This window comes from Bacteroides sp. CAG:633 (genome assembly GCF_000435115.1).
In the GTDB taxonomy this organism is placed as follows: Bacteria; Bacteroidota; Bacteroidia; order Bacteroidales; family Bacteroidaceae; genus Bacteroides; species Bacteroides ndongoniae.
The window spans coordinates 1-12,239 of the sequence record NZ_FR883153.1; the positions used below are offsets into that span (position 1 = coordinate 1).

The 12,239-nt window shown below is 46.0% G+C and carries 12 protein-coding genes; 5 read left to right on the plus strand and 7 right to left on the minus strand.

The window, feature by feature from the left end:
• The 4 genes from QVP67_RS14585 to QVP67_RS14600 form a co-directional block, all read left to right on the plus strand.
• Positions 1-180, plus strand: a 180-nt coding sequence (locus tag QVP67_RS14585; protein ID WP_288180273.1) for a hypothetical protein, incomplete at its 5' end; no start/stop codon positions are given.
• Positions 181-183: 3 nt separating this feature from the next.
• Positions 184-1,149, plus strand: coding sequence for a DUF6175 family protein (locus QVP67_RS14590; protein ID WP_288180274.1), 966 nt, complete (start codon positions 184-186; stop codon positions 1,147-1,149).
• Entirely contained in the window at positions 1,146-2,138 is a 993-nt protein-coding gene (locus QVP67_RS14595; protein WP_022164286.1) for a hypothetical protein, read from the plus strand. Before QVP67_RS14590 ends, QVP67_RS14595 begins: the two co-directional genes overlap by 4 nt.
• 26 nt (positions 2,139-2,164) lie before the next feature.
• Entirely contained in the window at positions 2,165-3,604 is a 1,440-nt protein-coding gene (locus tag QVP67_RS14600; protein ID WP_022164287.1) for a hypothetical protein, read from the plus strand.
• Between the two features lie 199 nt (positions 3,605-3,803).
• Here QVP67_RS14600 and QVP67_RS14605 read toward each other — a convergent pair whose 3' ends face one another.
• Positions 3,804-5,633, minus strand: coding sequence for a TrkH family potassium uptake protein (locus QVP67_RS14605; RefSeq protein ID WP_022164288.1), 1,830 nt, complete (start codon positions 5,631-5,633; stop codon positions 3,804-3,806).
• Between the two features lie 132 nt (positions 5,634-5,765).
• Between QVP67_RS14605 and QVP67_RS14610 the strand changes: the two genes are divergently transcribed.
• A complete protein-coding gene (locus QVP67_RS14610; RefSeq protein ID WP_022164289.1) occupies positions 5,766-7,133 on the plus strand; it encodes a TrpB-like pyridoxal phosphate-dependent enzyme in 1,368 nt (455 codons plus the stop codon).
• A gap of 110 nt (positions 7,134-7,243) precedes the next feature.
• Here the strand turns inward: QVP67_RS14610 and QVP67_RS14615 are convergent, their stop codons facing one another.
• The 6 genes from QVP67_RS14615 to QVP67_RS14640 all read right to left on the minus strand — a co-directional run.
• Positions 7,244-7,777, minus strand: a complete 534-nt coding sequence (locus QVP67_RS14615) for a hypothetical protein (RefSeq protein WP_022164290.1) — start codon at positions 7,775-7,777, stop codon at positions 7,244-7,246.
• A gap of 203 nt (positions 7,778-7,980) precedes the next feature.
• Entirely contained in the window at positions 7,981-8,157 is a 177-nt protein-coding gene (locus QVP67_RS14620) for a DUF4250 domain-containing protein (protein ID WP_022164291.1), read from the minus strand.
• Between the two features lie 115 nt (positions 8,158-8,272).
• Complete coding sequence (locus QVP67_RS14625; protein ID WP_022164292.1) at positions 8,273-9,301, minus strand: iron ABC transporter permease; 1,029 nt, start codon at positions 9,299-9,301, stop codon at positions 8,273-8,275.
• Between the two features lie 132 nt (positions 9,302-9,433).
• A complete protein-coding gene (locus QVP67_RS14630; protein ID WP_022164293.1) occupies positions 9,434-10,567 on the minus strand; it encodes an ABC transporter substrate-binding protein in 1,134 nt (377 codons plus the stop codon).
• The gene (locus QVP67_RS14635; protein ID WP_022164294.1) at positions 10,567-11,673 is read right to left on the minus strand and encodes a YncE family protein; all 1,107 of its coding nucleotides are present in this window, start codon (positions 11,671-11,673) and stop codon (positions 10,567-10,569) included. Before QVP67_RS14635 ends, QVP67_RS14630 begins: the two co-directional genes overlap by 1 nt.
• A gap of 76 nt (positions 11,674-11,749) precedes the next feature.
• Positions 11,750-12,239: TonB-dependent receptor domain-containing protein (locus tag QVP67_RS14640; RefSeq protein WP_288180276.1), on the minus strand; the 490-nt coding region annotated here is incomplete at its 5' end.

Below are 12,239 nucleotides of genomic sequence, written 5' to 3' on the forward strand. Positions count from 1 at the left end.
TTTCTAATTTTATATCGAATTCACGTTAATGTAAATTCCAAATATCCTTCTGGCGAGAATAATGTTAAGTATAAAGGAAAGCGCAAAGTGGCTATTTATGTACAAATTAAGTATGACAAATTGCGTCAGAAGATGGAAAACGATGGAATAATAAAAGGTTTAGGTGATTATTTTGAATAGATTATGAGAAAACTGATGCAAACAATGTTCTTGCTTTTAGTGGGACTTGTGGCGCAGGCACAAGACATTGCGTCTCAAAAGGCAATGAAGCCTACCATTATGGTTATACCTGAAAAATCCTGGTGTATTAATAATGGTTATGTAAAAAGTGAGAGCCCTTTAGAGGCTGACTATGAAAAAGCCGTGTTGAATGATGATGTTCTGAGTGTGATAACGAAGATGGGAGGGATAATGGAACAACGTGGTTATCCGCTCAAACTTCTTACGAGTGTGTTGGATGAAATTAAATATGAGGAAACACTAGATTACGCATTGCAGTCGAAAAATGACGGAGAGATTGTTGAAAACGATCTGGATAAACTTATGCGTGTAGCTCAGGCTGATATTTTGGTTAATGTAGCTTTTGAGCGGAAGACGTATGGTCCAAGAAATGTGGTAGAGTTTCGTGTTACCTCTGTTGATGCTGCAACATCCAAGCAGATAGGTGGCGAAGTGGGCCGAAGTTCTGTTTCCGGATCGCCAATGTCCGTGCTGGTCGAAGAGTCGGTACTGGGTTTTATGGATAATTTTACCGCTAGTATTCAGCGTTATTTCCAAAGAACAATAGAGAGTGGTCGTGAGGGGGTTTTTGTATTTAAAATTGCGTCTGACTGTCCTTTGAACTTTGAGTCAACGGTTAGTTTAAACGGTGAAGAGGGAGAGTTATGTGATGCAATTGATTATTGGATGAGTGAAAATGCTGTCAACGGTGTTTATACTCAGGCCTCTAAAAACCGAGTCAGATTAGTTTATGAGCAGGTTAATTTTCCTTTGTCTGGAAAGGGTAAATTCGGTGCCAAGGTCAAGGCTTTAAATGCGGAGTCTTTTATCAAACAAATTAACACATTTCTTTCACAGTTTGGGTTGGATATTTCTGTTACGCCTGTAGGTATAGGCAAGGCATATATAGTAATAGGAGGGCGTTCATGATGAGAAAATTGTTTGTTTTGTTTTTTATCTTACAGTCTTTTATTTTGTTTGGTCAGGATTATCAACGTGTGGTAGAAACAATTTGTATCACTCCTTACATCCCTGATGAGGTGCAATTTCCTGATAATCAATTAAAGAAAGTTTTGTTAGACCGCTTGACTCAAGTGGTAGTCCAGAACGGATTGGCAAGTAAGGGGCATGACAACCGTTTTGTCATTTCTGCCAATACTCATAATGTGAGCGAAAGTAGAACGTCCACTTTACCGGCAAAAACAGCACTGAGACTGTCTGTAACATTTTATGTTGGTGATGGAAAGGAAGGCATATTGTTTTCATCTGGCAATATAGAGTTGAAAGGTATTGGGTCAGGTTATGAAGAGGCATACCGTTCTGCGTTATATAAAATCCGTCCCAATAATCCGGAGATTGTTCAGTGTCTGGAAGTAGGTAAGAGTCGTATCATGGCATATTATGATCAGATTGGCAAGAGTGTTATACAGCGTGCCGGCAGTCTGATTGCAGTTGGAAATTATGATGAGGCGATAAACTTGTTGTTTACTATTCCCATGCCCTGCAAGCATTATCAGCGGGCACAGGAAATGATTGCCCGTTACAGTGAAGAAAGAATAGAGTCATATAATAAGGACTTGTTGCTTCAGGCCAAAGCAGCCTGGCATGCCGATATGAGCGAGGATGGAGCAGAGCGCGCCATGAGTATAATGAGTGCGGTGCAATATCCTTCAAAAACAATATCCGGTCAGATAGACAAATTCTGTGCAGAAGTAAGTTCTCATCTGAAGACATTATCCAATCAGCGTTGGAAAATAGAGATGCAACAATTGCAAAATCGTCATCATGAAGAAATGGCGCACATTCAAAGTGAGAAAGAGCGCTCTTTAGCCTACATCAAAGCTGCGGAATCTGTGGCAAAAACATGGGCCAATAACCAACCCGATGTAGTATATAGAATTTATCATTGGTGGTATTGATTAAAAATCACAAAAGATCGAGGAATATGAAGAGAGTTTTTAGTTGTCTGGTAATCATGTTGCTGTTTTTGACAGCAGTTTCCGCTAGAGATAAAAAGTTTTACGATTCTAAATGCCAGATAATCGGTATATCCGGAGATATCCGTGAGTTGCTGTACGGAGGATTGGACTCCAAATTCTTTGTGAATGAAGTTGAGTTCGAGTTGCCAAGATTTTATAAAAAGAAATATAAGAAATCCGAACGTGAACAGATACTACAGATTCTGAATCAGCAAAATGTTGGAAAGAAGTTTTTAGACTATCTGTTCAGATACGATGGTAACTCTTTGTCTGATGAATTATTGAAAGAACGAGCTTTGAAGAATGTTCAGCTTATGGATGAAGAGCGTGCTATGATAGGTGTGCTTGATAGTAGAACAATCTTGCAGGAAGATTATCTTCCCATTTTGCGTAACAACTATATCGTGATGACGCGAAGTAGAGGTAAGAACAATTATTGGATGGTTCTTCGGGTGGCAATAGATAAAAATATATTAGAACAGGTATTCAATAGTTGGAATGATATGGATAAGTATAATGCCATAAAGGTTCCGGTGGAGTATGTATCATCAGGTTCATACAAGGACAAGGATACCTGGGAGGTAAGAAACAAGCTTCTTCGTGAAATTTCGCAAAAAGTTGCCGCTTTTGGAATTCGAGGACAAATTGTTGACAATCGTCCGTTAACGATGGATATCGGAAAGCAAGATGGAGTTAAGAAGGGCGACAGAGTAGCAGTTTACAGGCAGTATACAAACAAAAAAGGAGAGAATTTGTCTAAAAGAATAGCATATGCAAGAGGTGGAATAGTATCCGATACTACAACGCGAATGTTTCTGTTGTCTGGTAGATCCGTTTCTCACAAGAAGGGAGATATTGGTGTGTTGGATTTCGACCGTGGGTTGGGATTTTCCATTACAGGCAATCTGGTATCTATTAAAGACTACTCCGACTATTTTGGTGCGCAATACGATACTTATTATAGAGTCGGTTTCAGTAAAAATGGTATATCTACTTATGGCTTGTTGTCGTTAGGTTGTTATGCTTCTGACGATGATATCAAAAATGTGTCATCTCCAGAGTTGAATGATGGCAGTATAGAATATGACGACTTTCCGGCCTTGATGGATGTGGGCTTAGGAGTAGGTTTCGGTAAGACTTTTATGAGCCGTATAGAGTTGATGCCATACATCAAGGCACACTATATGTTTGCATTGGGAGATAGCGATGATTATGACAATTTTACAAAATTGCTACGATTCCCTGTGGGAATCCGTGCAAACATTAATCTTTTCTATCCATTCCAGTTGACTTGCGGAGCAGAATACAGTGTGCTGACATTGGAAGCAAATGAAGGAAGTAATTTTGGCGAAAGTGATGTTTTAAAATCATATGGAGCGTACATAGGTTTTCGCATTATCTTTTAATAAGTTCCGATTATAAAAACTGGCAGGCGGATGAAGTCACCCATTTCAAAAAGGCTTCACCCGCCTGCCTCACAAGCATTCTAAACGGCATTTGCACAGCCCGCGAGAGACACTTGCACGGCTCACGAGCAACACTTGTACGGCTCGCGAGCCACACAAGTGTGGAACAACCCCCTCTCTAACAAGGCATTCGGAGAGGTCAGTTGATGATAATCTGACCGTTGGGGAAACGGTATTTCGTATTCTTTTTCTGCTTCACGATGCCCAGCATCAGCGTTATCAGACCGACACGCCCCACAAACATCAGCACCACAATGAGCAGTTTGCTGCTGTCGTGCAACAAAGGTGTCAGATTCAGGCTGGAACCTACCGTACTCAGGGCCGATACACACTCGAAGGCAATCGCCATCAGCGAATGCTCCGGCTCAATCAGGCTGATAACGAAAACGAAAAGGAACAGAACAGTGAACGACAACACCACCGTAGCGTTCGACCGACGGATAGAATCGGACGACAGCTCACGACCGAACACTTCCACCCGTTCCGTCCCCCGCAGTACCGCCACTAAATTCAGCACCACCACCGCAAAGGCATTCACCTTGATACCGCCTGCCGTCGATTGCGAGCCACCGCCCACCCACATCAGCAACATGTAAATAAGTAGCGACTGTACACCCAACGTAGTCAGGTCCACACTGACAAAACCCGCCGTACGCGGACACACGGCATTGAAGAAAGCATGCGTCAGCTTGTCGCCCACCGGCATTTCGGCAAAGGCACCGTTCCACTCCAGCACCGCAATGGCCACCGTACCCACCACCAACAGCAGCAGAGTGAGGATGAGCACAATCTTCGTATTCAGGTTGTACAAATGATAAAAACGCCTCGCATCCCACTCCCGCGTACGGACAAAATGCCAGAAGCGACGCACGTAGTGCAACAAGATATCCTTGAAATTAACCAGAATCGGAAAACCGATACCTCCCAATATAATAAGGAAAGAAATGTAGAGATACAGCGAATTGTGCCCCGACATCAGCACCGGGTTACCCAAATTGCCGGGTAACGTCGAAAAGCCTGCATTGCAGAAAGCCGAAATGGAATGAAAAGCCGAAAAGGCCAGTTCCTCCTTCAGGCTCATACCCAGCGTGCCGTGAATGTCGCTCCAGATGGCAAGCATCCCCACCCCCTCTATCACCAGCGTAAAGCCCAGAATGTAGACCAGCGTCGTCAGCAACGAGTTCAGCGAGTCCGAACTCACCATATCGCGCACCACCAGCTGATTGTAGAGCGACGTATTGCCCATGAAGAACATCGCAAAGAAACTGGTCAGCGTCATCACGCCCAAACCGCCAATCTGAATCAGGATAATGATAACCACAAAACCGGCCGGCGTAAACGTCGAAGCCACGTCGACCGAAGTCAGTCCCGTGACACACACCGCACTGGTAGATATAAACAGCGAGTCGACCCACGAAATGCCATCCACCGTACATCGGGGAAGCATCAGCAGCCCCGTCCCTATCAGCACGATTATCAGGAAACTGACTGCCAGTATCAGCGAAGGGTTGGTGCGCCGGCCCAGCAAGCGCACCATTCCGTTGGACAACGTCAGTAGCGACAGCAAGAGCAGCAGTACCAGCCGGTAGCCTTTCCCGTGAAGGAAATTCCAAAAGTCCAGAATCCCTCCTTCCACCTCGGGCCGATGAAAAATGACAGGCACCAGCGTCAGATACAGCAGCCCGGTCAGCACCCACGTCAGTTTGCTGAACGTTCGCCGCGTATCCTTGTATTCGAGCAGAATGTGCAGCGTGACATCCACCAGAAACACAATCCAGACGCCATGATACAGGCGGTTCACCTGCTGTGCTTCTTCGGCAGTAATGGTAAATCCATGCTCGTACACCACTCCTATAATCAGCAGTAACGAAGCCAGATAAGTAAGCGAAGTAAATATGTTCAGAACGATCCGCACATACGGATGAATCCACTTATTCTGATAAAGCAGATACTTATGATAGATCTTCATCTTGATACCTGTTAAAGAAACGCGGCAAACATATACAAATAAACCAATATGGGCAAAAAAACAAGAAAAAAAGATAGCGTTTTAAAAATAATAACTACATTTGGGCAGTAATTATTAAATATTTTAACCACTATGAGCAACAAAACAAAAAGATTCATCCTTCCAGAAGAAGAAATACCCCACTACTGGTACAACATACAGGCTGACATGGTGAACAAACCTATGCCCCCACTGAACCCTGCTACCAAGCAACCGCTGAAGCCCGAAGACATGTATCCCATCTTTGCCGAAGAGCTTTGCCGGCAGGAACTGAACCAGACTGATGCCTGGATTGAGATCCCCGAAGAAGTGCGCGAAATGTACAAATACTACCGCAGCACACCGCTGGTACGTGCCTACGGACTGGAGAAAGCCCTCGATACTCCGGCTCACATTTACTTCAAGAACGAGAGTGTCAGTCCCATGGGCTCGCATAAGCTGAACTCCGCCATTCCGCAGGCCTACTACTGCAAAAAGGAAGGCGTGACCAACGTCACCACCGAGACTGGTGCCGGACAATGGGGTGCCTCGCTGGCTTACGCCGCCCGTCTGTTCGGGCTCGAAGCTGCTGTCTACCAGGTGAAGATCAGTTACGAGCAGAAGCCCTACCGTCGTAGCATCATGCACACGTTCGGCGCACAGGTTACAGCTTCTCCCTCCATGTCCACCCGTGCCGGAAAAGACATCCTGACTGCCCATCCCAACCATCAGGGCTCACTGGGAACAGCCATTTCCGAGGCCATCGAACTGGCCCGCACCACTCCCAACTGTAAGTACACGCTGGGCTCCGTGCTGAGCCACGTCACCCTGCACCAGACCATCATCGGTCAGGAAGCTGAAAAGCAGATGGCCATGGCCGGCGAATATCCCGACATGGTGATCGCCTGCTTCGGCGGAGGCTCCAACTTCGGAGGTATCGCCTTCCCCTTCATGCGGCACAACATCCTTGAAGGAAAGAAAACCCGCTTCATTGCTGCCGAACCCGCCTCTTGCCCAAAACTGACACGAGGCAAATTCCAGTACGACTTTGGCGACGAAGCCGGTTACACCCCACTGCTGCCCATGTTCACACTGGGACACAACTTTGCCCCGGCTAACATACATGCAGGCGGTCTGCGTTACCACGGTGCCGGTGTCATCGTATCGCAACTGCTGAAAGACGGACTGATGGAGGCTGTAGACATCCGACAACTGGAATCGTTTGATGCCGGCGTACTGTTTGCACAGGTCGAAGGTATCATCCCGGCTCCCGAATCGTGCCACGCCATCGCCGCCGCCATCCGCGAAGCCAACAAGTGTAAGGAGACAGGCGAAGAGAAAGTCATCCTGTTCAACCTCTCCGGACACGGACTTATCGACATGGCCTCGTACGACAAATACCTGGCTGGCGACCTGATCAACTACGAACTTACCGACCAGGATATCCAGAAAAACCTGGATGAAATAGGAGATTTGGCTTAAAAAACAGTTACGGGTTACAAGCATCGGTTAAGCGTTTCTGCAAACTTCTGCATTCCGCCTTTCCCCGATACTTGTAACCCGTAACAAATTATCTACAGCGACCGTTCAGGTCATCTGTTCTTCTGTTGTGGAAATGGTTTTCTGTCTTTGCTATCAGGACGCATATCTTTCCGCATTCTGTTACCATCGTGCTTCTTCTCCATCTGATAGATCTTTTCAATCTGCTTGGGCGACAGCACCTTGCGGAATTCAGTATAATACTTTTCCTGTAAGTCCAGCATCTTGCGGCTGTGGGCAAAACGATCCTTGATGCGTTGTTCTACTTCAGCGTCGGTCAGCATTTCTTTCTTTGCATCAGGCTGTTTGCCTGCTTCGGCCTTATCCTGCTTCATCTGTTTCCATGCCTCTGCTCTGCATTCGTGCAAATCTTTCAGATATTGAGTATAGACAGGCGTAAACTTGGCAGTTGTAGCATCATCCAGCGCCAAAGCTTTCACAATGCGGTTGGTTTGCATCTCCATCATCTGCTCGGGAGTGAAACGCGGCTTCTTCTTCGTACGGTCCGCTTGTTGTTGAGCAAACAATGAAACTTGGCTTCCTGCTACGAGGAGTGCAATAAACAGATAAACGATTCTTGTCTTCATAAGTCTTCTTTTTTTAGTTTATAATCATTTTCGTGGTTCATCTCCAGAGAATTTCCGTATACATCACATTAGAACTCGGAAAAAGGAAAAAGTAAAAAAGAGAAGACACACATTTTGTATTAATTAACGCGGCATTTAACAAAAAAGCCTCTGTAACGACCATGGCTACAGAGGCTCTTAAATAGCTTATTCAATTTTCACAATCACCAGAAACGGTTACGCTCGGCACTGTATTCCAAGCCTACAGCTTTCAGTTTACGGATGATGTGTTCTTTGTCTACATTCATATCCTCGCAAAGAGCATCCAGCGAAGGATAGAAATCACGTAATTTCATGTTGATGAAGCTATACAGCATCATCGGTTCTTCGGGTAATTCCATTTGCTTCAATCTTTTTTAGTTACTAATACCGCCGCAAAGATAGTTGTTTCTGCAATATAGAAAGTTGATTTTAATCATTTTTTCGTCCGATTCTTCCGTAATCGGTTGCATAAGTTCAATTGAAAGCACCCGGTTTTCGTTGACTTACAATGACATAGATTACAACCGGAGCACCTATCATAGGAGTAACTGCATTCAGCGGAATAACTCCCGCCTCGCCCGGTAGTACGCACAACAAGTTACAGATCAAAGCCACAGCAGACCCGCAAAGAATGGTTACGGGAAGCAGCGAATTGTGATTGGAAGTACCCAGAATAAGCCGGGCCACATGAGGAACGGCCAGCCCGATGAACGAAACCGGACCGCAGAATGCCGTAGTTATGGCCGTCAACACACCGGTAACAATCAGCAGCCAATTACGTACACTACGGATATTGATTCCCAGATTTTCGGCATAACGGTCGCCCAGCAGCAAAGCGTTCAGCGGCTTGATGAGTAGCAATGACCCGATCAGCCCCAGCACCGTGACCGAAGCAAATGCCGGCATCTGTTGCAAGGACACACCGCCAAAGTTACCCATTCCCCAAATCATATACGACTGTACGCCCTCGGCCGTAGCAAAGAAGTTGAGCAGCGAAATGACCGACGAAGCAATATAGCCTATCATAATACCCGCTATCAGCAGCATCACATTGCTGCGAATCAGTGTAGACAGAAACAGAATAAGAGCCATGATCGTCATGGCACCCACAAAAGCACCGGCCAGTACCGAAAAGAAACCCGACAGACTGAACGTGCCGGCCGAAATGCTTCCGCCGAACAGCAGCATGACACATGCCACGCCCAGACTGGCTCCTGTATTGATTCCCAGAATGGAAGGGCCTGCCAGCGGATTCTTGAAAGCCGTCTGCAACATCAGTCCGCATACCGCCAGCGCTCCTCCGCACAACAAGGCTGTAAGTGCCTGAGGCAAACGCGATTCCCACAGGATGAAGCTCCAGCTTGCTTTCCCGGCCTCGCCTCCCGAAAGGATACGGAATACTTCGCCGGCAGGAATAGATACAGACCCCACCAGCAAATTAACGATAAACAGAAGTACTATCAGGACTCCCATTCCCAAACCATATTTCCAACCTTTCGACATAAGCTTTTTTAAAGAGTTATAAGGAGTGAAAGGAAGTTATTACTTCGCTTTGCACCGTTAGAAGTTAAAGGCCAATAGTATAGACTCTGAATAGAGAAGCATTGGACAATAACTTCTGAAAGTTTCATGCTACTATTCTTTCAGCTTGCAAAAATAGCGCAAACCGCCCAAACTGCCCAATTCCGGATGAAGAATCTGAATCAGGTCGGACAGCAGATAATCCGGATGAAACGGAGTTTCTTCGTAATAGGGCACTTTATCTGTATTGCATCCGTACACCGAACGTTCCTTGAATGCCTTGAAACCGGTATAACCGATATAATCGGCCTGTAGGTCGGCGTATGTCATATCCCGGTCACGATTGTACTTGATGACCCACACATCGGCATCGCCCGCCTTGTCGAAAACGGTTTCGAAAGCCAGGGGGACAGAACCGCTATGCTTGTCATCAGCGAAAGCATAACGCCCGCAAGCATCGGCAAACAGACGTCCTATCGTACTGTGTCCGCCCGGTACATACCAGGCCGATCCGCTCTTCAGTTCACTCAGAATAGACAGGGAAGTGGAAGAAGTACGGGCTTTCTGCATCAAAGCCTGATAGCGCTTGTCAACTTCGGCAAACAGGCTGTCAGCCTCGGCTTCGGCACCGAACAGCAGGCCATAGAAGCGCATCCACTCGGCACGCCCCAAAGCCGACGTCTCCATATAGTCGGCGCATTCGATAAGGGGGATGTTCAGCTTCTCTACCCGTCCGTAGCCGCCACTGTTCTCGAAAGGCGACAGCAAGATGGCGTCGGGATGCAAGTCGATAATCTTTTCCATATCCGGATTCATACCGTCGCCACAATCGGCTATTTTTCCGGCAGCTACCCCTTCGTGGATGGCAGCCAGGCGAATGTACTTCAGGTCGCACACTCCACCGATGGCACTTCCTGCTCCCAACTCTTCCAACAGGGCGCAATGTACGGACGAGTAAATGACAGACTTCTTCAACGGCGTACGCACTACGGTACCTTCCGGCAATTGTTCCGGCAGCTGCTCCGTCTCGGGCACCAGTACATAGGTGTGCAAAGTACGCAGCGTGTCCCACGGATTGCGCAGCGTAGCCACCGTATAGCCCGGGTAAGATACCAGTGTCAGATTCTCGGCATAGCGCAAAGCGATGGTGTCGCCACCATCAGCGAAAGAAGCCTTGCTCCTTCCTCCACACGAGGAAAGGAGCAAGGCTACTAATATTCCTATTGAATATAAATACTTATTCATCATCAATTAAAAAAAACGGCAGAACTAGGATTGATACCACCTGCGCTGAACTCTTCTACAAGCGTTCCATCTTTTTTGAAACGGTAAATAGTACCAGTAGTCTTATAATCGGTCGTACCGATATAAATATCACCGTTGTTTTCATTCACTTCCAGCATATAGATTGTTGCATTCTTCAATGCCTCCGGTATATTCTTCAGGAAAGAAGTGTTGTTCAGCTGACCGGTTTTGATGTCATAAGTAAAGAATGTATTCAGTACAGCACCTGCATAATCAGAGTAAACCAAATACAACATATCGTTAGCGGCACACATGCGGCTTGCTACACCCAGTTCTGTCACCTTATTGTTATTTGCCGGATCAATCATCTGCAATGAGTAACCCGCATCACCGTAATTACCCCAAGAAATCAGGAATATCTTATCATCTTCCTCCAGTATAGCGTTCGGATTCACTCCTACTGTCAACGTTTCGGCCACCGTAAAAGTATTCAGATCGATTACCTTTACATCATTATGATACGTAGTATAATCGGCAGTACAACTGTTAGCCACATAGAGTTTGCCCTCACAGGCAGCAATACCTTCCATATTGTCGCCCAGACCGGTCAACTTGGCTTCTACAGCCATAGTAGTCGCATTAATTTTGGCAACAGCACCGCCCCAGAACGAAGCATAAATGTAACCATCTTCGGCATCAATATAACGGATGCGACCAGCCAAATCAGGATCATTTACGAAAGAAACCCGTCCTTGTTCCACACAATCTGCATTCAGTTTTACCAAATAGTTCGAGCCATAGACAGACACAAAAATCTGGTCTTCATATTCAATCATTGCTTGCCCAGTCTCGCCTAATTGTGCAGCGTTTTGCAAGAAAAAAATATCATTGATGAAGTCAGCATCACCGTTGGGGGCATAAAAAGCAATACCTGCATTGTTGCTGCCATAACCTCCTTCGTTCAAAATGAACATACGTGACTGCGGCAAAGTCAGTTGTGAACCCGTATCAGCCGGACCTTTTTCGTCATCGTCATCACTACACGATGCAAAACCTGCACCTAAAGCCAGCATACACAAGATGCTAAACAAAAAACTTCTTACTTTCATACTTTTCATCTTTATTTTGTTTGATATTGATAAATCTGCATCCTCACAATATTCTTCCGTCTGTATCAGTAGCACCTTAAAACTTAAAGGTACCGGTCAACCGCCATGAACGCCCCGGCATGGGATAGTACTTAATAACGTCATACTGTTCATCGGTCAGGTTCACCAGCTCGGCCTGTACCGACAAGCGGCAATCTTTCAAAGCAAATTCATGCGACAGACTGAGGGCGTGCTCCACATATCCGTCTATCTCATTAGCCGGAATATTCTGCGACAAAAAATATCGTTTACCCACTCCCACAACCGAATAGCCTATATTCACCCACGGATTTTCGATCACCATTGCCACATTTCCGCTATGCAACGGGGTATAAGGCAACTGAGCCTTATAAGTAGGACCGTCAGGATCAGTCAGATCAATGGCTTTCTGCCACATATAATTGCCGGACACGAACAATCCAACAGATTTAAATAATGGTATGGAAGCCGACAACGTAGCGTCCACGCCCGTTGCATGTACTTTCCCATAATTAGCCATCTTCCATACGTAAGTCGTAGGGAAAGCG

What these genes read in the sequence shown, in the direction of transcription:
- QVP67_RS14590 (WP_288180274.1), top strand. Translation starts at nt 184, where the DNA reads ATGAGAAAACTGATGCAAACAATGTTCTTGCTTTTAGTGGGACTTGTG.
- QVP67_RS14595 (WP_022164286.1), top strand. Translation starts at nt 1,146, where the DNA reads ATGATGAGAAAATTGTTTGTTTTGTTTTTTATCTTACAGTCTTTTATT.
- QVP67_RS14600 (WP_022164287.1), top strand. Translation starts at nt 2,165, where the DNA reads ATGAAGAGAGTTTTTAGTTGTCTGGTAATCATGTTGCTGTTTTTGACA.
- QVP67_RS14605 (WP_022164288.1), bottom strand. Translation starts at nt 5,633, where the DNA reads ATGAAGATCTATCATAAGTATCTGCTTTATCAGAATAAGTGGATTCAT.
- QVP67_RS14610 (WP_022164289.1), top strand. Translation starts at nt 5,766, where the DNA reads ATGAGCAACAAAACAAAAAGATTCATCCTTCCAGAAGAAGAAATACCC.
- QVP67_RS14615 (WP_022164290.1), bottom strand. Translation starts at nt 7,777, where the DNA reads ATGAAGACAAGAATCGTTTATCTGTTTATTGCACTCCTCGTAGCAGGA.
- QVP67_RS14620 (WP_022164291.1), bottom strand. Translation starts at nt 8,157, where the DNA reads ATGGAATTACCCGAAGAACCGATGATGCTGTATAGCTTCATCAACATG.
- QVP67_RS14625 (WP_022164292.1), bottom strand. Translation starts at nt 9,301, where the DNA reads ATGTCGAAAGGTTGGAAATATGGTTTGGGAATGGGAGTCCTGATAGTA.
- QVP67_RS14630 (WP_022164293.1), bottom strand. Translation starts at nt 10,567, where the DNA reads ATGATGAATAAGTATTTATATTCAATAGGAATATTAGTAGCCTTGCTC.
- QVP67_RS14635 (WP_022164294.1), bottom strand. Translation starts at nt 11,673, where the DNA reads ATGAAAGTAAGAAGTTTTTTGTTTAGCATCTTGTGTATGCTGGCTTTA.